Genomic DNA, 23,231 nt, shown 5'->3' with positions numbered 1-23,231 from the left:
GCTAGCCGATCGGAAGCACGGTGAAGATGGGGTGATAGACCCAGTCCAGGATGCGCTCGGCGTCCTCTTTGGCCGCGACGGCACCGTACGGAGAGCTGTGCAGGACCACGCCGATCAACGGTATCCCCGCCCGGACCGTGTGGAACAGCAGACATGTTCCCGCCGCATCGGTGTAGCCGGTTTTGATGCCGGAGGCCCCGGGGTAGTCGCCCAATAGCAGGTTCGTCGTGTGCCAGGAATGCTCACGATTGCCGGGGCCCGCGGGCAGGTGATAATCGGGCGTGCCGGCGATCTCGCGCAGCACCGGTTGGCGGGTCGCGCGCAAACCCAGGGCGATCAGGTCCGCCGGGGTCGAGTAGGTGGAGTGGTCCGTCGGCGTCGGCAATCCACTCGGGTCGGCGAAATACGTTCCCGCCAATCCCATTTGACCCGCTAGGCCGTTCATACGGGCAAGGAAGCCGTTTTGGCCCGGCCCGAATGCTTCCGCGAGGGTGTAGGCGGCGTCGCAGCCCGAGGGCAGCATCAGCGCGTAGAGCAACTGGCGCGCGGTGAGCACCTCGCCCGGGCTCAAGCCCGCGGTACTCCCGTCGTGCCGGACGCAGTACGCGATGCTCTCCGACGGCACGGTGACCGCCCGGTCCAGATCACCGGTCTCGGCCACGACCAGCGCCGTCATCACCTTCGCGATACTGGCTATCGGCAGCCTGGTGTTCAGCTCGCGCGACCACAGCACCGTGCCGGTGAGTCCGTCGGCCAGCGCGGCGCCCGCTGCCTGCACGCCGTCCGGCGCCGGAGTCGTCCAGGGCAACTGGCTTTGCGCGGGAGTGGCCGCGACGCCCTGCCCGACTGCCACGAGCAGCACGCAGGTGACCACCGCTTGCAACAATCGGGCAATTATTCGCATGGCCGCATTCTGCCTTTACCCGGCGTCGACCAGCGGTATTTCGACACGGCGCTGCGCGAGTCACCCGGATAACGGCAACGACCGTTCGGTGCGCGTTTCGTCGAGGGCCTCGCGAATAAAACGACCGATCTTGCCGATGGCTTCGCGTGACTCGGGAACGAGGGGCGCGGCGAGCGGCAGGACATGGATCCCGCTCTCCCAGAGTTCCAGTTGCACAGCGACATTCGCCGCCGAATATTTCTTGACGAGTTCCTCCGCGTCGGGCAGCAGCACCTCCGTGGTGCCCACGTGGATGAGGGCCGGTGGCATACCGGAAAAATCGTGATTGACCGGCGACCAGGCGGGATCGAGGCGACCCTCGTGGCGCAGTCCCCAATCCACCAGGAGGGCGTACATCGCGTCGGGGGTATGCGGCTCGCGACGCTCGTTGGCATGGTCGCGGCGGCGGGCCGAATCGAAGTCGGCCCAAGGCGAGAGCGCGACGATGGCCTGTGGCATGGGGAGTTTTCGGTCACGAACAGCTAGTCCGACCGAAAAGGCCAGTCCCGCCCCGACCGAGTCGCCGGCCAACACGATCCGGTCACCCGGCAGCCCCAGACTCAGCAGATGACGGTAGGCGTCGACGCAGTCCTCGATCGTCTCGGTGATATGCGCTTGCGGCAGTTGCCGATACGCGACGTTGAACACGGGAATACCGGCGTCACAGGCGATCCGGGCGACCATCCCGCGATGGGTGTTCAAGCCACCGGTGACCAGCCCGCCGCCGTGGAAGTACAGGATGGCGGCACCCCGATCGAGCGGGTCCGAGCCGATGGATTCGTCCCAAATCCACTCGGCCGGACAGGTATCGAGCTCGACACCGCGCACCCCGACGCCCTTCGGAAGCGGCAGTCTTGCCGCCAGCCGGTCCAGACGGCTTGCCCTAGAGGCGATTTCGACCGGAGTCAGCCAACCCCGGCGGTTCGCCCACAGCGCGAGATCCTCGATCACCCGCAGAGTCGCCCGTAACAACAAATGCACGAATTTCAGACGCAGACTCGCCGTATGCGTCCGCTGCGAGACCGGAGCGGCGCAACAGGCGCCCACGTGCTCGTTCACGTATTCCATTCGGATGCCGTTTCCTCGATATGTCGAAGGTCACCGGATCTACCGTTTGGCGGCCAAAGAGCCTGCGGTTGCCTCCAGCGCCGAGGCGGTCAGCGCCACGAACCCGACCGAGAGCTTCGCCTGCCGGGATGCGCCGGAGGTGGTCAGTGCGCCGAAGCCGTCCCACGCGTCCGCGGCCGCGCTGGCCAGCAGGCTCTTCGACAGCACAGGCGAGCCGGACCTGACCGCCGACAACGTCACCGATCCCATGATGATTTCCCGGACGCCGAGCATTTTGTTGGTGATACGCAATTCCGGGGTATCGCCGTCCGGACCGAAGGTGGCGATATTGAGCATTTTCGGATTGAACATGTATCCGAGGCCGAGCAGGATCCGGGTTACGCCGAGCACCGTGGACAGCGGTCCAACCAGTTTCTTCATATCGCCAGAGTCCACCGGGGACGGCGGCGGCACCAGGACGCAAACATGACGATTCCGGCCATGCGGCCGCTCAGCTCGTCGAGCGCGTTCCCACACGTAGTTCACCACGGCGGTGAGGGCACCGGCCAAGAAGCCGACGACGCACGGCCCCGTCAGCGAGATCATCTGCAACAAGCCAGGATCGGCGATCTGCGTATCGGCGAGGAGTCCGTACGCCGCGCCGAACGGACCGAAAACCCCCAGCAGGAACTCGCACACCGCGCGCACCAGCGGGAACACCAGCAGCCCACCGACCATGCCGAGTCTCGGCGTGAGCAGGCGGTCCGCCAGGAGGGCAGCGTCAACACCGAACCGAAGGCCAGACCGCCCAACGCGGTCATTCCCGTCATCGGGATGGCCACGTGCCAGAGGAAGAACATCGAGACGCCGACACTGACCAGCCACACCAGACCCACGCCGACGAAGACCCGGCTGGTCCGCACGAAGCGCAGCAGAAGGGGTCCACGGTGACCTTCCGGGCCGACCGCCTCCAGGAGAAGGAATTGATCACCCGCGAGATCCACCCGGCCACCCGACGCGCCAAGATCGTGCGGCTGGCCGAACGCGGCCGTGAGGTCCGCCAGCTGATCGGCACCGCGATGCCCACCCGGTCCCCCATCGCACACCTCAGCGCGGCGGAACAACGACAGCTCGGCCGCCTCTCGACCACGGCCGCGCGGGCGAAATCCGCAGGCGCCGCGACCATTACAGGCACCGACTGACCGTCTCCAGCGCCGTGCATCGGCGGCCGGTGCGGTACTTGTCGGTGCCGTCACATACCTTGGGCGCATCGTGATCGACCGGGAGGGAGAACGATGGCCTCGAATCCGAGTGCCACGCCGGAGGAACCGGCTTGGGAAAACGCTTCTGTCGTGCGGGTTCTGCCCGCTGTCGCACCGCGCAAGCTGAACAAGGTGCCGTTCGTGGAGCTGGCCGACGGACGCCTGCAGGGCGTGGTGTCGAGCGGCTCCGATATTTCACGGGTGTACGTGGCCTCGGTGACCGCGGGGACGCACGGGCTGAGCTGCAGCACCAACAACAACCGGCCGTGCGGGGGTTGAACCAGGGGTGGACCTGCAAGCATCTGGATTCGCTCATCGATGAAGCGGTGCTCCAATACGGACAGGATCGGGTAGCTCGTTTCCTGCGCGTGGAAGTCCCGGAGGGCGAGCGACTCGTCAACTGTCTCAACGGAACTCGGGATCCGGCGCCGGCGGCCGCGGTGTTCAGCAGATTCCTGCGGCACCTGACCTATCTCGAGCTGCCGGGCAGCACGACGCCGATCCCGGAGTTGCACTGGTTCCCGGCGGGGGTGGGTCGCTGATGCAGCCGGTACAACTCGCGGCCCTGGCGGAGGCGCCCACCGGCGTCGCGGCCGCCATGGACGCGGTGCACGGTTTCGATACCGCGCTGGTCAACGGCTTCGCTCGGGTTTCCGAGCCGCAGAGCGCGGCCCTGGCAGCCCTCGCCACCGCAGTGGCGGGCTCGCCACTCGCCGAGGCGGTAGCCGCGGCGGTGGCGAAAGTGAGCACGGGAGCACTGGGCCCGGAGGAGCTGACGGCACTCGCCGCCGCCCGTGCCGCCCTGCTCGGCGCGGTGCACGATGCCCTCGTCGAGCAGGCCGATACGGCATTGGGCCGCAACCGTTTCGAGTGGACAGGTGCGGCCGATACCGTCGCAGCGAACCCGCTCGCGGAGGGTTCGCGCGCCTGGCTCGGTGAACTGGCGATCGCCGGATGGCGCGGCGTGGACCACGATTTGGTCGCAGCCGCGGACCACACGGTGGCGGCGCTGCTGGCCGAGCCCACGCTGCGGCGGCTGGCGGTTCTGCTGGACGGCTTCACCGCGGAGCTGGGGGCGTCCGCGCCGATCGCCACCATGGACCGGATACCCGCGCGACGTTGGGCCGATCTGTGGACGCGCGCACTGCTGTTGTCCCGGCGTAGTGCGGAATCCGTTGTAAACGAGTCGATTTCGGGACGCCTGCTACCGCTGGGCGTCGACGTGCACGAGCACGGCACCGTGGTGCAGATCCAGCTGTACGGTGTGCTGGAGCTCGCCGATGCACCCTCGCGCCGGGTGCGGGCCTCGGTGGCCGCGGCCAAGGTGGACACCATTGTGGGACCGGCGGTTTGGCAACTACTGGGTGCGCACACGCAGTTGTGCACCGCGCTGGCGGAACAGCGCGCGTTGGAACTTACCGACATGCCGCTGACTGCGACCGGCGACCTGCTGTGGGACGACGACCGCGCCAAGGCCGGTGCGTCCGCCGATCCGTTCGCCACCGCCGCCGTGCAGTTGCCGCAGGCACACGCCCCGGCCGTCGCGCCGCTGGATCGCGATCCGGTACACATCGCCGAACCGGTCTTCTTCGAGGGTTACCGATTCCGCGATGGTGCAATGGAATTGGGTGATCAGCGGATTCGGGTCGAACTGGACGCGCTGCCGTCCGCCGGGCCGCTCACGTCGGCAGGGGTCACCGCCTCCAGCACCATGATCGGATTGCTGCGCTGGGACGCCGACGGCTGGTCGGTCCGTCCACTGGCGATCCGACGCAAAGTCAAGAGCGCGCTCACCGCCTTCCACAATGGTGATTGGGCACTCGGCCCGACCGACCCGAAAGTTGCCAAGGCGCAAGCCAAATCGGGCGACGCCGTCGCGGTATTGCGCGAGCGCGCGGGACGGCTGCTGCGCCGATGACCAGTGAACCGAATCATGAGACCCGGCGCCAGATCCTGTACTGGCGCTTGCTGGCCGGCGTCTTCAGTGGCGAGCAGCAGCCGACGCTCGAACAGGCGAGCGCGGGCATCGTCGACGATCTGGGACTGCCGCTGGCGGTGCTCGACCCCGGTATCTCCATCGACAATGTGGTGCAACGCTATCCGGACATGAAGACGGAGTTCGAACGCCTCGACTTCGCCACCGCCGAGGACGACACGGCGGTGGATTCGGCCGCATCCGACGACCCACCGCCCATCGGCGCGGCCGATGTCCGCACTGCGGCACTGGTTTCCAAGCTGCTGCTGAACGTGTTCGCCACCGGGTCCGGTCAGGTCAGCGCCACCCAGCTGGCCGGCTGGCAGTCCGATGCCGGTTGGCTGCGCCGCTGCCTGGGCGAGGAGCAGGCCGGTGCCGTGCACGGGGTGCTCACCGGTCTGGAGGGCGAAATGGTGTCGCGCATGCGGTTGCGCGAGGTGCTGGCCGACCCGCACCTGGCCGCGCAGCTCACGCCGAGCATGTCGCTCATCGAACAGCTGTTGCGCGACAAGCACAATCTGTCCGGTGTCGCGCTGGCCAACGCCAAACGCCTGATCCGCCGCTACATCGACGAGGTCGCCGAAGTGCTGCGCACCCAGGTGCAGCAGACCAGCGTGGGTACCGTCGACCGCACGGTCGCGCCCAAGCGCATCCTGCGCAACCTCGACGTGGACCGGACCATCTGGAAGAACCTGCCCAACTGGAATCCGCAGGACGAGCGCCTCTACGTCGACCGGCTCTACTACCGCCAGACCGCCAAGCGCACCGTCCCCGCCCGCATGATCGTGGTGGTGGACCAGTCCGGTTCCATGGTCGACTCCATGGTGAACTGCACCATTCTGGCGTCGATCTTCGCGGGCCTGCCGAAGGTGGATGTGCATCTCATCGCCTACGACACGCGCGCATTGGATCTCACCCCCTGGGTGCACGATCCGTTCGAGGTGCTGTTGCGCACCAATCTCGGCGGCGGCAACGACGGGCCGGTCGCCATGGCGATGGCCGAGCCCAAGATCACGGACCCGAAAAATACCGTGCTGGTGTGGATTTCGGACTTCTACGAGTTCGACCGCTCGCAGCCGCTGTTCGAATCGATGGAGGCGGTTCACCGCTCCGGGGTGAAGCTCATCCCCGTCGGGTCGGTGAACAGCTCCGGCCATCAGAGCGTCAACCCGTGGTTCCGCGAACGGTTCAAAAACCTCGGCACCCCGGTGATTTCCGGACGCATCCAGAAGCTCGTGCACGAACTCAAGAACTTTCTCGACTAGGAGACCCAGCCATCATGAACGACGTTTTGCGCGCCCCCGCCGAGGTCAAGTACGCCGAGGAACTGGATTGGCTGGAGTCCATCGATGATGGCCCCAAGCCGTTCGCGTGGCGGTTGAGCCCGAAAATGGTGCGGCTGTTCATTCTCGGATCCGAACGCGCCGACGGGCTGGACCGCGAGGTGGCCCAGAAATGGTTCGGCGACCGCAGTTTCGTCGAGCGCAGCATCGTCACCCTGGCCTCGGACCGGGGCCTGCTGCTCATCGGCGATCCGGGTACCGGCAAGAGCTGGCTGGCCGAACTGCTGGCCGCCGCGATCAGCCGCAATTCCACCCTGGTAGTGCAGGGCACCGCCGGCACCACCGAGGACCACATCAAGTACTCGTGGAACATCTCCATGGTCATCGCCAAGGGCCAGTCCCGGGAATCGATGATCCCGTCCCCGATCATGACCGCCATGGAGCAGGGCGTGATCGGTCGCTTCGAGGAGCTCACCCGCTCCACCAGTGATGTGCAGGATGCGCTGATCTCCATCCTGTCGGAGAAGTACGTCTCGATTCCCGAACTCGACGACGACAATGTGGTGTTCGCGCAGCCGGGCTTCTCGATCATCGCCACGGCCAACAGCCGCGACCGCGGCGTGAACGACCTCTCGTCGGCGCTCAAGCGCCGCTTCAACTTCGTGCGAATTCCGGTGGTGTCCAACAAGAAGAGCGAGGCGGAGATCGTGCGCTTCCGCACCACCGAACTGCTGCGCCGGCACTCCATCGAACTGGATCTGCCGCCCACACTGCTGGACATCCTGCTGGAGAGCTTCGCCGATCTGCGCGCCGCCGCGGCCGCCGCCACCAGCGACGACGACAAGCTGGAGTCGGCGCTGTCGACCGCCGAGCAGATCGGCGTGCTCGAGGACGCCATCCTGCACAGTCAGTTCTTCGGAGCGAAGGAATTGCGCGCCGAAACCCTGGCCGGCTCGCTCGTCGGCTCGCTGGCTCGCCGCACGCCCGAGGACCTCGCCATTCTCAACAAGTACTTGCACGGCGTGGTCGAGCCGCGCAGCAAGGACAAGAAGGGGAACGCGGCCTGGGGCGAGTTCCTGGAAGGCGGCCGGGCGGCGATCGCGAGGCTCTCGTGACCGCCACCGGCACCCGGCCCGCGCCGAATACCTTTGCGGCACTGCGGGAGCAGCTGGCGGACGCGGCCGTCGCGTTCGCCGGTGCGCCCGGGGCGGCGGGCGACATCCTGGCGGGCATGATCGACGATGTCGACCGGGCGCTGTCCGAGCGCCTGGAGATCTTCCCGGTCTGCCACCACTCCCCTGCTTCGGGCCTGGCCATGGTGCGGCGGCTGCGCGAAAAGCAGCCTCGCGTCATCTATCTGGAGCTGTGCGAAGATCTGCGGCCGCTGCTGGACGAGCTGCGTAACTGTCGGCTGCCGGTGGCACTGCAGGCCTTCGCGACCGACACCGCGGGTTTCCCGGTGGAATGGGCGCCGCTGTCGGTGGTCGCGCCGATCACCGAATCGTCGGCCGAATATCAGGCCATCGCTTACGCACTCGAAACGCCGGACGTCGAACTGGTGCTCGTGGACCGGTCTACCGATCACGTCTTCCAGTGGGCGCCCGACGACGAGCCGGCACCGGCCGATGGCGAGCAGCCCGAAGAAGACGGCCTGCACGGCTCGGCGGTCGGCATCGAAATCGGCGACCTGCGGCCCCGTTTCGCCGAGTTGGAAGAACACCTGCTGCACCACGGCAAGGTCCGGCACTGGTCCGAGTGGTGGGACCAGTACGTCGAACAGCCGCTCGCGGACGCCGACTACGACACCTACCGGCAGGTCATGGTCATGATCGGCAGCCTGTTCCGGCGGCTGCGCCGCGGCAGCACCGCCGAGGACGAGAACCGCGAGCGGTACATGTGGACGCGGATGCGGGAACACCTGGCCGCCAACAACATCGATCCGAGTCAGGCGCTGCACGTGTGCGGCGCGGCCCATGCGGCCAGCCCGGTCGAGGAATTCGGCCTGGCCGCACCGGCGACCTCATTCGAGATCTCGCCGCGCTCGGCCACCACGTGGCACTACGGGCTGATCCCATCCAGCCATTCCGCCATCGAGGCGCAGTTCGGGCTGGCCGGTGGTGCCGTGTCGATCGCGGCGGCCACCTGGGCGAAAGGCTTGCGGCGCGGGGCGTTGCAGTCGTTCCAGCTGGAAGGCCAGCCCGGCACGAAGAAGCGTGTCAAGAAGGCGCTGCTGCCCGCTGCGGCCGAAACCGAAGTGGCGGATCAGCTTTCCGGCTTTCTGTCGCGACCACCGGTACTCGATCCCCTGGACGAGGCCGAGCTCCTGGAATGGTCGGTGGATATCGTGCGGCTCGCCCGCCGCAACGGGTATCTGGCCAGCACCGCCGACGCCATCGCCGTCTTCGAGACCTCGATCCTGTTGGCAGGCTTGCGTAATCGTGCCCGGCCGACGCCCTACGACTTCCAGGACGCGGCCGTCACCTGCATCGAGAAGGACCGGGTACCGGGACGACGCGATGTGCGGCGACTGTGCGAGATCCTGCTCGGCGGCGACCGCATCGGCCAGGTCGGCTACGCGGCGCTGCCGCCGCTGGCCCGCGACGTACTCGACCGGCTAGAACCGCTCGGCCTGGACCTGTCCAAACGAACGCTGCAACGCGCGCTGCTGGATCTGCAGACGGCACCGGACCTGCGGGCCTGCTCGGACCTGCTGTGGTTGCTGCGCAAGCTGCTGCCGCACGACGCGCTGCGGCCCATCATGGGTTCGCGCGGGCTCGGCGCGACCTCGATCCAAGAGAGCTGGGATATCGGGCTCGGTAAATACCAGCGCTCGCTGGTCGAACTCGGCTACGAGGGCGTGACCGTCGAACAGGTGCTCGAGCAGCGCCTGCGCCGGGCCGTCACCGCACCGGACGCGACCGCCGCGATCGCGCTCGCCGCGGTCGAGGACGCGCTGGTGTACCTGCGCTCGGTGCGCCTCGCCGACGAGTTGGGCAACCGAGCGGTCGAGTTGCTCGCCGCCGAACGCACCGTAGACGACGCACCACTCGTACTACGCCGTATCCGCTTGCTGCTCAACTACTTCCGCTCCACCGAAGGCGGCCTGCCCGCCTGGTGCGAACGCTTCGTGACCGCCGGCTACGCCCACTACTGCACCCTGCTGCCCACCGCCTTCGCCGCCGAGGAAACCGGCCCGGCGCAAGTCGCGGCGATGCTGGGCTTCCTGTTCGGGATGGAAAACCTGGCCCTGTCCTTGGGCTGCGACCACACCCAACTGGAATTGGCAGTCCTGCAATCACATCCGGAAGCGCCCGCCAAAGTCGCCCTGCTGTGGGCGGCGCGGTTCCAACTCGGCCTGCTCACGATGGCCGAGTTGCGCACCCGGTGCGACGAGATGCTGGCCAATCCGCTGATGCTGCCGTCGGTTCCGCAGTACGTCAGCGGATTCGTCCAGGCCATCGATCCCGCGCCCGCCCTGAGACCCTTTGTGGTGGAACTCCTGTCGAAAGCCTTCGGCACACTCCCCGATGCGGTACTGCTGCCTTGGCTACCGAACCTCATCACCACCCTGAAAGATCAAGCAGGCGAACTGATCCCCGGCCTGGTCCGCGAAGCGGGCCGCACCTTCCCCGGCGCCCTCCCCGCCGTAGACAACTTCACCGCACCGTGGTCCCTCGAATCCCCCTCCACCCCAACACCTCTGACATCATCCGCCGGGAGCCCCGCCAACGACCTACTCGCCACCCACCCCACCACCTGCGACGCCCTAGCCGCCCTCCTCGGCATCGAAAACACCTGGCAGTCCACCCAACCAGCAACCAACCACGAGGTAGCCGACCTCCTCCAACGATTCCCCACCACCGCCACCGCCCTGGCCAACCACCTCGGCCCGACCTGACCCCCGAACACGCACCCCTTCTGCCGTCTCGCACCCCCTTCTGCACACCACAGCGGGTGCGTCAGCGCAGAAGGGGTGCTGCCTAGGGACCCGCAGATCACCGGGCGGGGGTGAGGTGGTCGGCCCAGGGGGCGGGGAGGGCGGCGGAGGAGATTTCGGCTATTTCGAGGAGGCGGGGGCGGGGGGTGCCCAGGCGGCTGAAGAGGATCAGGCCTTGGGAGACCAGGATGATGTTGGCGCTGAGGGCGGAGAGTTCGGCTTCGTCGCCGGGGGGCATGGTGGGGCGGAGACGTTCGGCGACAGCCTCTTCCATGGCGGTGGTGGCGCGGTTGCCGATGGTGACGACCTCGGGGATCCGGCTGCTGAGTTCGGCGATGCTGTTGATCAGCAGGCAGCCGCGGCGGCCGGGTTGGGCGGCGCAGTCGTCGATGACGGAACGCAGCAGGGTGCGCACGGCGGCGCGGGCCGAGCCGGGTGCCTGGCGGACGGTATCGCTCACGAATTGCGCGCGGCGCTCGCAGTAGCGCGCGAAAGCAGCTAGAAACAAGCCCTTCTTGTTGCCGAAGGCGGCGTAGATGCTGCCGTTGCCCACCCCGGTCACGGCCGAGACGTCCTCAACCGAGGTGCTGTCGAAACCTTTCGACCAGAACAGCTCGATCGCGGCGTCGAGCAGGCCCGATTCGTCGAACCGGCGGGGGCGTCCCATTTGCACAAGTTACCAATCATTCGCGGGCGTGGTGAACACCACTTGTTATGGAGGCACGACTCCATAATACTGGTGGACATGTCCCCTACTTCAGCCACGGCCTCGCGCCGCCGGATCGGCATCCTGGTTTTCGACGGCGTGAAGATGCTCGACTTCGTCGGGCCCGCGGAGGCCTTCGTCGAGGCGAACCAATCGGTGGCGGGGTACGAGGTCGTGCTGATCTCGGCCGACGGCACGGACGTGCAGACCTCGATCGGCGCGCGCATCGAGGTCGCGAGCGCGGCCGACGAGGCGGGCAGCTTCGACACGGTGGTGATTCCCGGCAGCGAATTGCCGCACGCGCGCTGGATGACGCCCGACGTGCTGACGGCCACGCAACTGCTGGCCCGGCGCACCCGCCGGCTGGCTTCGATCTGCAGCGGGACGTTCGTCCTGGCGAACCTCGGTTTGCTCGACGGCAAGCAGGCGACCACACACTGGAAGTTCACCGCCGACCTGGCACGCCGCTTCCCTACGGTCACCGTCGATCCGGATTCGATCTTCGTGCGCGACGGAAACGTCTACAGCTCAGCGGGTGTCGCGGCGGGCATCGATTTGGCGCTCGCGCTGGTCGAGGAGGATCACGGCGCCGACGTCGCCAGGGCGGTTGCGCAATCGCTCGTGGTCTACATGCAGCGCGCGGGCGGGCAGTCGCAGTTCTCTGCCTCGCTGCGCGGACCCGCACCGCGCAGTCCGCTGACCCGCAAGGTGGTGGACCTGATCTGCGCGAACCCGGCACACCCGCACACCGTGCAGACCCTCGCCGCGCACGCCCAGGTCAGCGTGCGGCACCTGACCAGGCTGTTCCGCACCGAATTGGAGAGTTCGCCGGCCGAGTTCGTCGCGTTCATCCGGTTCGGGCTGGCCAGGGACAAGCTGCACGCCGGATACACGGTAACCGAGGCCGCGATGGCCGCCGGATACGGCAGCAGTGAGGCGCTGCGCCGGGCATTTGTTGCGCGCCTGGGTATTTCGCCTCGGAAGTATCAGGAGAGATTCCGCTCCACCGGCGTGACGGCGGCCACTTTCGCGGAGCACACGACAGCGGCCGTGTCCTGATCAGGGGCTTTTGTGGCCTGCGAAGGGGGGCGCGCGCAGGGCCCGGTCCCGAACACTGACAGGCATGTCCACCACCATCGTTCTGATCCACGGCGCCTTCGCCGACGCGGCGAGTTGGGCGCCGGTCACCGAAATGCTGCTCGGACAAGGCCATCGGGTGCTCGCACCGCCGGTCTTCAACCGCAGCCTGGCCGCCGACGCCGCCTACATCAAGTCCTTCGTCGAGCAGATCGAAGGGCCGGTACTGCTCGTCGGGCACTCCTACGGAGGCGCGGTGATCACGGTCGCCGGTGTCGCAGACAACGTCGCCGGGCTCGTCTACGTGTCCGGTTACGCGCTCGCGGAAGGCGAGAGCTTGGGCCGATTGCAGGGCGGTTTCCCCGATTCCGAGCTGGCGGCCAACCTCGTCTATGCGCCGTATCCGACCGATGGCGGCGAACCGGGCACCGACGTCTCGGTGGCTATCGACGCCTTTCCCGCCGTGTTCGCGGCCGGTCTCGACGCCGAAAAGGCTCGGGTGCTGGCGGTTTCGCAACGGCCGCTCTCGGCGGCCGCGTTCGGCGAAGCAGCGTCGGCGGCCGCTTGGCGAACCAAGCCGGGTTGGGGCATCGTCTCTGCCGCCGACCGCACCATCAATCCGGACGTCGAACGTTTCGGCTATCAGCGCGCCGGGCTCCGCAAGGTGGTCGAGCTCGACGCTCCGCACCTGGTCATGCAGACGCACCCCGCCGAGGTGACCGCGGTCATCACCGGCGCACTCGCCGAACTGTCCTGAATCGCAACAACTCTCGAGGAGAAAGGTACGAAAATGACTGGGAACCCGTTGGGTATCTCGCTCGAACAGGCCGCGCAGGAGTTCGTGGACGCGACCTCGCAGCCACCGTTCCTCTACCAGCTGACGCCTGAAGAAGGTCGCAAAGCGGTGGACGGCGTGCAAGACACCCCGATCTTCAAGCCCGAGATCGAGGAGGAGTGGATCACCGTCGAGGGTGGGCCCACCGGTTCGGTGCGGGTCCGGATCGTCAAGCCGCAGGGCGTGACCGATCCGCTGCCGGTGATCGTCTACACCCACGGCGCAGGTTGGGTTTTCGGTGACGCGCACACGCACGACCGGCTGGTTCGCGACCTCGCCGTCGGCGTGCACGCGGCGGTGGTCTTCCCCGAGTACGACCGCTCGCCCGAGGTGCGCTACCCGGTCGCGAATGAGCAGTCCTATCGAGTTGCCCAGTGGGTCAGCACCAATGGTGCGGAGAAGGTCCTCGACTCGTCGCGGATCGCGATCGCGGGCGACTCGGTCGGCGGCAACATGGCCATCGCGCTGACCCTGATGGCGAAGGAGCGCGGCGACGTGTCGTTCCTGCAGCAGGTGCTGTTCTACCCCGTAACCGACGCCAACTTCGATACCGGCTCGTACCAACAGTTCGCCGAAGGCTACTTCCTCACCCGTGACGGCATGAAGTGGTTCTGGGACCAGTACACGACCGACGAGGCGGACCGCGCGCAGATCACGGCGTCACCGTTGCGTGCGAGCGCCGCGCAATTGTCCGGTCTGCCACCGGCTTTGGTGATCACCGGTGAGGCCGACGTGCTGCGTGACGAGGGTGAGGCCTTCGCAGGCAAGCTGCGCGAGGCGGGCGTGCCGGTCACGCAGGTGCGTTACGGCGGGATCATCCACGACTTCGTCATGGTGAATTCGATGCACGACACGCATGCGGCGAAAGCCGCTGTCGCACAGGCCATTGCGGCGTTGAAGGCCGCACTCTACTAACCCTGAAAGGACTATCGTGACCGACAAACCCACCATCGTGCTCGTCCACGGTGCGTTCGCCGATTCCTCCAGCTGGAACGGCGTGCTCGAAAACCTGCGTGGACAGGGCTATTCCGTGCTCGCCGCGGCCAACCCGCTGCGTAGTCTCGCCACCGACGCTGCTTACGTGGCTTCGGTACTGCGGACGGTCGAGGGGCCGATCGTTCTGGTCGGCCACTCGTACGGCGGAAGCGTCATTACCGTTGCGGCCGAAGGGAACCCCAACGTCACCGCGCTCGTCTACATCGCCGCCTTCCTGCCCGACCAGGGCGAGAGCGCGCTGGAACTCACCGGAAAATTCCCCGGCTCCACCCTGCCGCCGACCACCCGCGAAGCGACCTACCCCCTCGCCGACGGCGGTACCGCCACCGAGCTCTACATCCGACAGGAAGAGTTCCCACAGCAGTTCGCCGCCGACGTGCCCGCGGCGACCGCTCAGCAGATGGCCGTCACGCAACGACCGGTGGCAGTCGCCGCATTACAGGAGCCTGCCGCTGTAGCGGCGTGGAAATCGATCCCGTCGTTCGCGCTGCTGACTACTCAGGACAAGAACATTCCGATCGAGGTGCAGCGGTTCATGGTGGAGCGTGCTGGTGCTACGGCTGTCGAAACAGCTGCTTCGCATGCGGTTTCGGTGTCACGCCCGGATGTGGTGAGTGAACTGATCATTGCTGCGGTGAAGAGGTAGTCGTGGTGGCTCGTCGGTGCCGGCGAGCCACACCGGCTTTTCTAGGCCGATGCCACTATCGCCTGGTCGGCGACACGATCTCGCCCACTATCGAACGATTCTTGCGCACTTGACGCCTGCGCGTTGACCCCTCCCTTTGCCGCCCGAAAAGATCTCCCTGGCACCGCTGCCTGCGCTCTGCCTACACACGGCATCCGCTCCGCCGCCCGGATCACGCGGCGACCGACACCAGGAGGAACCATGACCGCCGCCACCCACCCGGCCCGCACCGCCAGCAAGGCTCTACACGCAGCGGTCCAAGCGCGAGACAAGGACACCTGGCTGAACCTGTTCGCCGCAGACGCCCTGGTCGAAGATCCAGTCGGCCCTTCACATTTCGATGCCGAAGGTAAAGGTCACCACGGCCGCGACGCCATCTCGGCGTTCTGGGACAACGCCATCGCCCCCAATGACTCGATCGAGTTCCTGTTCGACGACTCCTTCGCCTGCGGAGCCGAAGTCGCCTACACCGGCAAAGTCCGCAGCCAGAACGACGGCCAGGTGCTCGAGGCCGAAGGTGTGTTCATCTACAAGGTCGACGAGACCGGCAAAATCGTCGCCGTCCGCGCCTTCTGGGAAGGCGAGCGCACCATGCAGACGATGCGACCTGCCTGAAGCAACCAACCCTGTCACCGCCACACCCGATCCGTAAGGCGGAAGGCAGAACAGGTTCGGTTCCGCAGCCCCGGGTTACGAAGAACTCGCAGCAGGCATCGAGTACGTGCGGGCGTCGAACCTTCGCCCGGTGAGGGCGGTTGTCAACGGGCCGCGTCGAGGGGCTCCGTCCAGGTCATAGAACATTGCGCTGGCCGAGCCGTGGAACTCGTTGTCGTGCAGCGTGAACTCGAACTGGACGACTCCCCGGCAGACCGAGTCGGGAGCGGTGCGGTCGACGGTGAATTCGAGGAATGCTCCGGATACCGTCGAGCCGTTCGCGTGCCAGGTGCCCATGCCGTTGCTGTCGCTGGTGACGCGATTGCCGTGATCCGGATTCGACTGCAGCATGGTGCCGTCCGCATGGAACACCATGACGTGGTATGCGAATGGGGCGCTGTCGGCCCGCACCTCCCAGACGCCAACGATATTCATCGCGTCGCGCACAGTTCGGCGAGTATCCGCACACCGCGGTCGATCTCGGCGCTGGGCACGTTCGCGAAGCTCAGGCGGATGCCGTTGCGGGGCGGGCTATCCGCGGCATAGAACATACTGCCGGGCAGGAGTGCGATGCCTGCGTCCAACGCCGGGCGAATCATCCTGTCGGCGTCGAAAGCTGTTGGCCCCTCGACCCAAACGAACATGCCGCCTTCCGGCTCGGTCCACGAGAATCCTGGCGGCATGTACCGGTGTAGCGCAGCGGTGAGCGTGGCCAGCTTCGCACCGTAATTGATGATGGCTCGGGCCACGTGTGCGGCACCTTTCGTGCTGCGCAGGAAGGCCGCGGCAATCGCCTGGTTGAAGGTGGAGGTCTGCATATCGATGCCCTGCTTCAACGCGAGTACAGGTTCCAAAAGGCGCTCCGGTAGCACTGCGATTCCGATGCGCAGTGCGGGCGCAACAGTTTTCGACAGCGAGGTGACGTAGGCGGTGTTGTCCGGCGCGAAGGACCAGAAGGCGGGCTCCCCGGATGGCGGACATGGTTCGTCCGGTCGGGTTCTGGAATGTCGGCAGCAGGTAAACCATCGCCACCGCCTGACGGGTCAGTGCGGCATCCAGTGCCGCGGGCACGATACCGTCCGCGTCCGACTCGACTCCGATGACGACTGCCCCGTGACTACGGAAAACCTTCACCGCAGGCCCATAAGTCGGTGTCTCCACCAGCACTACCGACCCCGGGCCGAGTAGCGCCATGCACGTGCTGTGCAGCGCTCCGGAGCCGCCCGTCGCGATATGAGTCAGCTCCCCGGTATCGGTGATCTGCCGTTCCCGCAGGAGTACCTGAGCCTCGTCCAGCAGCGGCGGAAATCCGCGGGTCGTCCCGTATTGCAGAACCGAGGTCCCATATTCCGCGACGACATCAGCGGCCAGCCCAGCCACCAAATCGCCCGGCAGCAAAGCGGGATCCGGCGCGCCCACCGCAAACGAGATCAGCTCCGGCCGCCGGGCCAGCGCCGTGAACATATCGTCGATCGGCCCGCTGCGCACCGCCGCGCGGGAACTGACGGCAGTCACAGACCCGCGCCCACCATCGAAAGCTCACGACGCAGCCGCGCGACGACCTCCGCGACAGCACCGTCGTGCTCCGGTGTGAGCACCACGTCGTCGTTGAACATCGGATCGGTACGCATCTCCACAGCAACCAGTTCATCGGTCTCACTGAGGTTCACCGCCACATGCACCACCCCCTCGGGGATGTACACGAAATCCCCTGGTCCATGCACGTAAGGCGTCAATTCCGCACCGATCAGCGTCACCGCACGACCCTGCAGACAGAGAACGACGATCTCGCTGCGCGCATGATAATGCGCCCGCGACACCTTCCCCGGCGCCATATTCACCATACCGGCCGAAATCCCCCGGCTCCCAGACGTTTCCCGCGTGATGCAGGGAACGAGATGCTGCGCCTGCCGCCCGATCTGCTTCGCGGCATCAGCAGCGGCGACGACACGTACGGCCTTGTGGGCGTTCATCATCAGCTATCCCATACTGTTCGGTCGGATGTAGCTGAACTCAAGGTGTTTTCAACGATGCGGCGCACCCACCGAAGCCGAGTTCACCAAGAGTTCGCCGGGGTATGTCCGGGCGTCGATCCGCCGTCACCAGGCAGGCGAGTCCGTGGCGAACCGGTGCAAGGTTCGCTTATTGAGGTCGCCGGACAAGGGACGCGAGGTTGCCATAGCTACGCGACGAACGAGAACAAGACGCTCTCCACTCAGGGCTGAACGACCTGGTATGAGGTGCTTCGCCCGCCGGAGTCCGACCGGCGGAGTACGCCGAGCTCGACCAGCTCATTGATGTCCCGAAGCGCAGAGTCTTGCGAGCACTTCGTGATGATCGACCATTTGCGGGTGGTCAGTTTGCCCTGGAAACCATCCATGAGGCGGTTTAGCATCGCGATCTGGCGGGCGTTCATGGGGACCTGCCGCCAGGTGCGCCAGAAACGGGTCTTCGTCAGAACCATGTCGACGGCCTCGTCAGCGTGCGCAATCGAGCGTTGCAATGCGGCAAGGAACCACAGGAGCCATTCGGTGACATCGAGTGTGCCCTTCTGTGTTCGTTCCAGAATTGTGTAGTAGGCGTTGCGATCACGCTGTATTTGCGCCGAAAGGCTGTAGAAGCGAAGAGAACTGCGATCGGCACGCGCCAACCACAGGTCGCCGAGCGCGCGCGCAATGCGTCCGTTGCCGTCATCGAAGGGGTGCACGGTCACAAACCACAGATGCGCCAGACCAGCTTTCACGATCGGTGACTCGGTCGCGTCACGATTGAACCAGTCCAGGAACCGCCGCATCTCGGTGTCCAGTCGCTTAGCCGGCGGCGCTTCGAAATGCACGCGCTGTCTGCCATAGCTTCCGGAAACGACCTCCATCGGACCGGTGGCGTCGGTACGCCACCCACCGACGCGAACGCGTGAGATACCGGAATGCCCAGTAGGAAAAAGTCCAGCATGCCAGCCGAAGAGCCGCTCAGGGGTCACTGCCTGGTCATGATGCACGGTCGCGTCGAGCACCATTTGAACCACGCCGTCGACGTTCCGGTCGGTTGGAGCGGCTGCGCCGATGTCCACACCCAGGTGGCGTGCGATGGACGAACGCACCGATGCGGCGTTCAGCAGTTCACCCTCGATCTCACTGGTCTTGACCACATCCTCAGTGAGCGCCGAAAGACCTGCCTGCTCCCGCACCGTCTGTTCGGTGTCCGCCAGCCGACCGAGCAGGTGGCCCTGCCGTTGCGCAACCTCGGCCAGAGGTCCAGTCAGCCGTTCAGCGTCGTACCGCAAGTCAGGCCAGTCCGGGTCCTCCCAGATGTAGGTGCGGTTCCCGTAGGCCATACGGCGATTGTACTCCTATTCACCGCATAATATGCGGTGAATAGTCGGGCAATCGCCGCACGCTGAGGCCCGGCGGACCTCGACCAGTAAAGTCGCGATGCCACGCAAGGACCCGCTGCGAATTCCGAATGCCATTACGCAGTCTCAACGATCCGAATCGCGGAGCCTGGGGACGTGGACATGGAAGCTTCTATCAAGTGGACTCTTGATTGGATCAAGGAACACGGCTACAACCCGTTCGTCGATGACGCCATGGAGTTGATCCATATGGTTCGCCTTGACACAGCGAGCGAGGCCGAGTTACATACGCGAGCCCGTGAGCTCACGATCGAATGCGAACTTCGGTGCGTCGTATACGAGCTTGCGGACGAGGCAGACGCATTGATAGAGAATGCATTCGACGACTCAGAACAGCCTCCTTGATCTGGGCAGCCCGCTCGGGATCCGCGGACATGCTCGCTTTGGCCTTCATTACATAATGGCCCGTCCCTATGAATGAGACCATTCGGTATGAGAGTCCTTGTTGGCCCTGGTCGAGGGCTGGAAGAGACCTGAGTGACATAGCAGGGCGCAAACGGCATTCCGCGGAGGAGAGCGGGCGGAAGCTGCGCCGTGCCGATGAGCTGATCGCGGCGGGCAAGACCGGAGAGGAAGCCGCGGCAGAACTGGGGTGTCGGCGGCGACGACGTACCACTGGCGTCGTCAGTACGGCGGTGTGGACACCGACGCTGCGAAAGAGCTCGAACCTGAAAGCCTACGGCGCGGCCCTTGTTGAAGCGCGTGGAGAGAGTGGTCGCGGACGGGCTTTTAGATGGTCGCCTCCCAGGAGGCGTACCGTGGCGTGGCACCAGGTCTGGCGCACGGGCGGGCTGCAAGTTTGGCGACTTGGATCGCAGACGAGTCAAGCCGGCGCGCGAGATCCGTTGCCCGCGAACTGCGCAGAAACCAAAAAGCCCGGCCGAGGCCGGGCTTTTTGGTGGAGCTAAGGGGAATCGAACCCCTGACCTTCTCGATGCGAACGAGACGCGCTACCAACTGCGCTATAGCCCCGTGCGGCTCCGGGGAACCGCGCTGTGCAACTGTAGCAAAGGATGCTGCGAGACTCCGAATCGGGGGGTTTAGCTGGGGTTATTCACTCCCCTGCTGCCCGGCGCATGTCTCCGCTCGTCCGGTCCCGGAGTGCTCGTGCTGTCGCCGGGTCGAAGGGGTCGAGGTGGTCGAACATGGGGTCCTCGTCGTCTACCTCTAGTAGGGACGAGCGCCGGCGGAGAGCTCGGGCGGTGTCGCGGTCCATGCTGCCGCGGGGGGTGGGGGCGTGGTGGGGGTGGTCGGGTTCGCCTAGTTGCTGGGCGCGGCTGAGGCGGGCGGCGCGGCGGCGGCGGATGTCCTCTTCGATGCGGACTTGGCGGCGTAGGTAGGTGAGGTAGCCGACAAGGACCATGCAGGACAGGCCGCAGCCCCACCAGAAGAGGGGGTTGAGGGCTACTGCCAGGCCGCCGCAGAGCAGGGCGGTGAGGACGAGGCCGAGGACGGCGCGCTGCCGGAAGGTGTAGCGGGCGGCGCGGGCGATGGCGTCGGCTTCGGGGTCGTAGCCGCCGCGGCCGCGGCGGGTGGGGACGTAGTCGAAGTCGTCGTCGTAGTCGTCGCGGGCAGCGTCGTAGTCGTCGAGTTCGACGCGGGCGGGCACGGTGGAACGCGCGGGCGGGATCCGGGCGGCCGCCGGTTCGGGGCGGGTCTGCTCCGCCTGGTCGTCGTGCACGTCGTCATCATCGGCCGCATCGTCCTGGGGTGCGTCGACTTCGGCTGCGACAGTGTCGGATTCGAGATCGTCGGCGGGGAGATCGGCGGAGTCGGAGTCCGCGTCCGCGCGCTCGGCATCGTCGGCGAGTTCGGTGTCGACGAGTTCGGCCTCGGCGAGTTCGGCGTCGGTGCGCTCTGGTTCGGGGTGGGATGCCGCTGATTCGGCGATCGCGGGCGGGTCACCTTCGGTGACGGGGTCGTCGGCCGGTGTTGTCATCCGGTCCTCCGCATCATCGCTGTGGGCATACTTTCTCTGTGTGCGGCGGGGCCGCCAGTTGGGATCGGTTTCGTGCCCGGCGGCCGGGCCACTCTTGGTGCGCCGCTTGGAATCTCCGCGGTGCAGCACTCGGGTGGCGAGCGCGGCGTCGGTGGTCCGGCGGATCCGCGGGTGCCGGTCGGCGAGGATCGGGAACAGGACGAAGACCCAGAGCACGACCAGCCCGATCCACAGAATCGAGTTCGGCATCGCGGTCAGCACCTCCGTCCCCGCCTGGATTCGGTCCATTCGGCCGGCGAGCGGTGCGCAGCACGCCCCGCGTACGTCCGGCGTCCGTCCGTCGCTACCGCACGGGCGCCGGTCGCCTCGCAGGCTCCCTGCCGGGGGCGCAAGACGCACCTCCGACGTCCGTAGGTTAATTCCGTGACACGTCGACATCCGGCAGGCGCGCCGTGCACATCCGCCACACCTGTCACAAAGTAACCATTTCTGCCGCGCGTCGAATGCTCCGGGAGTGTCCGGATAGTCAGAGCGGAGTAGCCCGGCCCTCCCGGATCAAACGGTCCACGACGGTGCCGGTCAGCTCCTCGACGGTGATCCCGACGAGCAGGTGATCGCGCCAGGCGCCGTCCACATCGAGGTAGCGGCGCAACAGGCCCTCCTCGCGGAAGCCGACATTGCGCAGCACGGCCTGGCTGGCCAGGTTCTCCGGGCGCACGGTGGCCTCGACCCGATGCAGGCCGACCTCGCCGAAGCAGTGGTCGAGGCCGAGCGCGAGCGCGGCGGTGGCGACGCCCTTGCCGCCGAGATCCTTCGCGACCCAGTACCCGATCCAGCCCGAACGCAGCGCGCCGCGCACGATATTGCCGACGGTGAGCTGCCCGCTGAAGTGCCCGTCGACCTCGATCACCAGCGGGATCATCGCGCCGCGCCGGGCCTCGGCCTTGAGGCTCGACCACAGCGACGGCCAATTGGACGCGTGGTTGCGCGCCTCCCAGGCACCGCGCCCGGTGGGCTCCCACGGCTCCAGATGTTCCCTGTCCCGCAATCGGATTCGACTCCAAGCGGCGGCGTCACGCAGGCGCACCGGGCGCAAACTCACCTGTCCGGCCGGGACCCGGATCGGACCGAGCCGCGCGGGCCAGCCCGGATGCTGGGTGACCCGGAATACGTTCATCGTCTCCACGTCTCAGCCGCGCTGTGCGAGGAAAGCGACCCTGACCTCGTCGCCGGTGCGGATCTCGGTGTCATCGGGATCGATCACGATCAAGCTGTTGGCCTCGGCAAGGGTGGCGAGCAGGTGCGAGGAGGCGCCGGCGCCACCGCCGAGTGGTTGCACGAGGTAATCGCCGGTGGCCTCGTCGCGCATGAGCTGCGCGCGCAGATAGCCCTTGCGCCCGGCCATGGAGCTGATCGGGGTGATGGTCCTGGCCATGATGATCCGGCGCATGGGATGCCTGCGCCCCAGCGCGATCCGGATCAGCGGACGCACCATCACCTCGAACACGACCAGCGCGCCGACCGGGTTGGACGGCAGCAGGAAGGTCGGCACCTCGTCGCGGCCGAGCCGGCCGAAACCCTGGACCGAGCCGGGATGCATGGCGACGCGGGCGATTTCGAGCTCGCCGAGCCCCTCCAGTGCCTCCCGGACCTGTTCGGAGGCCCAGCCGCCGACCGCGCCCGCGATGACGACCACCTCGGAGCGCACCAGTTGTCCCTCGACCACGTCGCGTAGCCGCCGCGGGTCCGCGCTGACGATGCCGACCCGGTTCACGTCCGCGCCCGCGTCCCGGGCCGCCGCGGCCAGCGCGTAGGAGTTGACGTCATAGACCTGGCCCGGACCGGGTGTGCGATCGATATCGATGAGCTCGCCGCCGACCGAGATCACCGACAGCCGCGGCCGCGGATGCACGAGCACCTTGTCCTGCCCGACCGCCGCGAGCAGCCCCACCTGCGCCGCGCCGATGATGGTGCCCGCGCGCACCGCAACGTCGCCGGGCTGCACGTCGTCGCCGATGCGCCGCACATAGTCGCCGGAGCGGACCGGTTCGTAGATCTTGATCTTCGCGCGGCCACCGTCGGTGAAGTCCAACGGCAGCACGGCATCGGCGAGGGTGGGCAGCGGTGCGCCGGTGTCGACCCGGACGGTCTGGCGCGGCTGTAATCGGATGGGCTGCCGGGATCCGGCGATGACCTCGCCGACCACGGGCAGCGTCAGGTCTACGAGATCGCCGTCCTCGTTGCGGATATCCGAGCCCGCGGCGGACACGTCGACGCTGCGCACGGCGTAGCCGTCGATCGCGGCCTGGTCGAAGCCGGGCAGCGGCCGCTCGGTGACGACGTCCTCGGCGCACAGCAGGCCCTGAGCCTCGGAAATCGCGACCCGGACCGGCCGAGGCGCGACCGCCGCGGCGGTCACCTTGATCTGCTGATCCTCAACCGAGCGCATCCAGCCCTTCCTGATCTCTTCGCACGCCACC

General features: G+C 66.7%; 24 protein-coding genes, 1 tRNA gene and 1 pseudogene. 13 read left to right on the top strand and 13 right to left on the bottom strand.

The annotated features are described in order from the left end of the window. Position 1: 1 nt before the first annotated feature. From TY25_RS18035 to TY25_RS18025, 3 genes are all read right to left on the bottom strand, one after another. On the bottom strand, positions 2-904 hold the full coding sequence (locus TY25_RS18035) for a D-alanyl-D-alanine carboxypeptidase family protein (protein WP_042257722.1): 903 nt from the start codon (positions 902-904) through the stop codon (positions 2-4). Positions 905-964: 60 nt separating this feature from the next. Then, entirely contained in the window at positions 965-1,894 is a 930-nt protein-coding gene (locus TY25_RS18030; RefSeq protein WP_162184210.1) for an alpha/beta hydrolase, read from the bottom strand. A 156-nt stretch (positions 1,895-2,050) separates the two neighbouring features. Further along, on the bottom strand, positions 2,051-2,875 hold the full coding sequence (locus tag TY25_RS18025) for a hypothetical protein (RefSeq protein WP_146154131.1): 825 nt from the start codon (positions 2,873-2,875) through the stop codon (positions 2,051-2,053). Between the two features lie 62 nt (positions 2,876-2,937). Here TY25_RS18025 and TY25_RS18020 point away from each other — a divergent pair, with 62 nt between their 5' ends. From TY25_RS18020 to TY25_RS17995, 7 genes are all read left to right on the top strand, one after another. Next, positions 2,938-3,192 (top strand): winged helix DNA-binding protein, encoded by a 255-nt coding sequence (locus TY25_RS18020; RefSeq protein ID WP_146154130.1) that lies wholly within the window; start codon positions 2,938-2,940, stop codon positions 3,190-3,192. Positions 3,193-3,285: 93 nt separating this feature from the next. After that, positions 3,286-3,531: a hypothetical protein gene (locus TY25_RS44095; protein WP_236639126.1), complete on the top strand. Its 246-nt coding sequence runs from the start codon at positions 3,286-3,288 to the stop codon at positions 3,529-3,531. After that, positions 3,519-3,794 (top strand): hypothetical protein, encoded by a 276-nt coding sequence (locus TY25_RS44090; protein ID WP_236639125.1) that lies wholly within the window; start codon positions 3,519-3,521, stop codon positions 3,792-3,794. Before TY25_RS44095 ends, TY25_RS44090 begins: the two co-directional genes overlap by 13 nt. After that, positions 3,794-5,170 (top strand): hypothetical protein, encoded by a 1,377-nt coding sequence (locus TY25_RS18010; protein WP_052383039.1) that lies wholly within the window; start codon positions 3,794-3,796, stop codon positions 5,168-5,170. The genes TY25_RS44090 and TY25_RS18010 overlap by 1 nt, the downstream gene beginning before the upstream one ends. Next, entirely contained in the window at positions 5,167-6,492 is a 1,326-nt protein-coding gene (locus tag TY25_RS18005) for a vWA domain-containing protein (RefSeq protein ID WP_042257718.1), read from the top strand. The genes TY25_RS18010 and TY25_RS18005 overlap by 4 nt, the downstream gene beginning before the upstream one ends. A 14-nt stretch (positions 6,493-6,506) precedes the next feature. Then, complete coding sequence (locus TY25_RS18000) at positions 6,507-7,625, top strand: ATP-binding protein (RefSeq protein ID WP_042257716.1); 1,119 nt, start codon at positions 6,507-6,509, stop codon at positions 7,623-7,625. Further along, positions 7,622-10,408 carry a DUF5682 family protein gene (locus TY25_RS17995; protein ID WP_042257715.1) on the top strand — a complete coding sequence of 929 codons (2,787 nt, stop codon included), beginning with the start codon at positions 7,622-7,624 and terminating at the stop codon, positions 10,406-10,408. Before TY25_RS18000 ends, TY25_RS17995 begins: the two co-directional genes overlap by 4 nt. A gap of 97 nt (positions 10,409-10,505) precedes the next feature. Here the strand turns inward: TY25_RS17995 and TY25_RS17990 are convergent, their stop codons facing one another. Beyond that, positions 10,506-11,114, bottom strand: a complete 609-nt coding sequence (locus tag TY25_RS17990; protein ID WP_052383038.1) for a TetR/AcrR family transcriptional regulator — start codon at positions 11,112-11,114, stop codon at positions 10,506-10,508. Positions 11,115-11,192: 78 nt separating this feature from the next. On the opposite strand from TY25_RS17990, the gene TY25_RS17985 reads away from it, so the two are divergent. From TY25_RS17985 to TY25_RS17965, 5 genes are all read left to right on the top strand, one after another. Further along, entirely contained in the window at positions 11,193-12,212 is a 1,020-nt protein-coding gene (locus TY25_RS17985; RefSeq protein WP_042257713.1) for a GlxA family transcriptional regulator, read from the top strand. Between the two features lie 64 nt (positions 12,213-12,276). Next, a complete protein-coding gene (locus TY25_RS17980) occupies positions 12,277-12,987 on the top strand; it encodes an alpha/beta fold hydrolase (protein WP_042257711.1) in 711 nt (236 codons plus the stop codon). 33 nt (positions 12,988-13,020) lie between these two features. Next, positions 13,021-13,980: an alpha/beta hydrolase gene (locus tag TY25_RS17975; protein ID WP_042257709.1), complete on the top strand. Its 960-nt coding sequence runs from the start codon at positions 13,021-13,023 to the stop codon at positions 13,978-13,980. 16 nt (positions 13,981-13,996) lie between these two features. Further along, the gene (locus TY25_RS17970) at positions 13,997-14,707 is read left to right on the top strand and encodes an alpha/beta fold hydrolase (protein ID WP_042257707.1); all 711 of its coding nucleotides are present in this window, start codon (positions 13,997-13,999) and stop codon (positions 14,705-14,707) included. A gap of 240 nt (positions 14,708-14,947) precedes the next feature. Further along, on the top strand, positions 14,948-15,361 hold the full coding sequence (locus TY25_RS17965; protein ID WP_042257706.1) for a nuclear transport factor 2 family protein: 414 nt from the start codon (positions 14,948-14,950) through the stop codon (positions 15,359-15,361). A 75-nt stretch (positions 15,362-15,436) separates the two neighbouring features. On the opposite strand, the gene TY25_RS17960 is transcribed toward TY25_RS17965, so the two are convergent. The 5 genes and pseudogenes from TY25_RS17960 to TY25_RS17945 all read right to left on the bottom strand — a co-directional run bounded on the left by TY25_RS17960 (position 15,437) and on the right by TY25_RS17945 (position 18,734). Then, positions 15,437-15,847, bottom strand: coding sequence for a hypothetical protein (locus TY25_RS17960; RefSeq protein ID WP_042257703.1), 411 nt, complete (start codon positions 15,845-15,847; stop codon positions 15,437-15,439). Next, complete coding sequence (locus tag TY25_RS44470; RefSeq protein WP_256656711.1) at positions 15,832-16,278, bottom strand: aminotransferase class I/II-fold pyridoxal phosphate-dependent enzyme; 447 nt, start codon at positions 16,276-16,278, stop codon at positions 15,832-15,834. The genes TY25_RS17960 and TY25_RS44470 overlap by 16 nt, the downstream gene beginning before the upstream one ends. Positions 16,279-16,435: 157 nt before the next feature. Continuing rightward, positions 16,436-16,864 (bottom strand): annotated as a pseudogene (locus TY25_RS44465) (aminotransferase class I/II-fold pyridoxal phosphate-dependent enzyme); the annotation flags it as partial. Positions 16,865-16,911: 47 nt separating this feature from the next. Further along, the gene (locus TY25_RS17950; RefSeq protein ID WP_052383037.1) at positions 16,912-17,376 is read right to left on the bottom strand and encodes a cupin domain-containing protein; all 465 of its coding nucleotides are present in this window, start codon (positions 17,374-17,376) and stop codon (positions 16,912-16,914) included. Positions 17,377-17,615: 239 nt separating this feature from the next. Next, on the bottom strand, positions 17,616-18,734 hold the full coding sequence (locus TY25_RS17945; RefSeq protein ID WP_042257701.1) for a Fic family protein: 1,119 nt from the start codon (positions 18,732-18,734) through the stop codon (positions 17,616-17,618). 174 nt (positions 18,735-18,908) lie between these two features. Between TY25_RS17945 and TY25_RS17940 the strand changes: the two genes are divergently transcribed. Continuing rightward, on the top strand, positions 18,909-19,157 hold the full coding sequence (locus tag TY25_RS17940) for a hypothetical protein (RefSeq protein WP_042257699.1): 249 nt from the start codon (positions 18,909-18,911) through the stop codon (positions 19,155-19,157). Positions 19,158-19,708: 551 nt separating this feature from the next. Here TY25_RS17940 and TY25_RS17935 read toward each other — a convergent pair. The 4 genes from TY25_RS17935 to glp all read right to left on the bottom strand — a co-directional run bounded on the left by TY25_RS17935 (position 19,709) and on the right by glp (position 23,200). Continuing rightward, positions 19,709-19,784 (bottom strand) — tRNA-Ala (locus tag TY25_RS17935). A gap of 82 nt (positions 19,785-19,866) precedes the next feature. Beyond that, positions 19,867-21,000, bottom strand: coding sequence for a divisome protein SepX/GlpR (gene sepX, locus TY25_RS17930; protein ID WP_174484638.1), 1,134 nt, complete (start codon positions 20,998-21,000; stop codon positions 19,867-19,869). A gap of 277 nt (positions 21,001-21,277) precedes the next feature. After that, a complete protein-coding gene (locus TY25_RS17925) occupies positions 21,278-21,928 on the bottom strand; it encodes a GNAT family N-acetyltransferase (RefSeq protein ID WP_014988286.1) in 651 nt (216 codons plus the stop codon). Between the two features lie 12 nt (positions 21,929-21,940). Continuing rightward, complete coding sequence (gene glp, locus TY25_RS17920) at positions 21,941-23,200, bottom strand: molybdotransferase-like divisome protein Glp (RefSeq protein ID WP_014988287.1); 1,260 nt, start codon at positions 23,198-23,200, stop codon at positions 21,941-21,943. Between the last annotated feature and the right edge of the window lie 31 nt (positions 23,201-23,231).

Source organism: Nocardia brasiliensis NBRC 14402 (assembly GCF_000308475.2).
GTDB classification, from domain to species: Bacteria; Actinomycetota; Actinomycetes; order Mycobacteriales; family Mycobacteriaceae; genus Nocardia; species Nocardia brasiliensis.
This window is presented reverse-complemented; position numbering and strand designations above follow the sequence as displayed.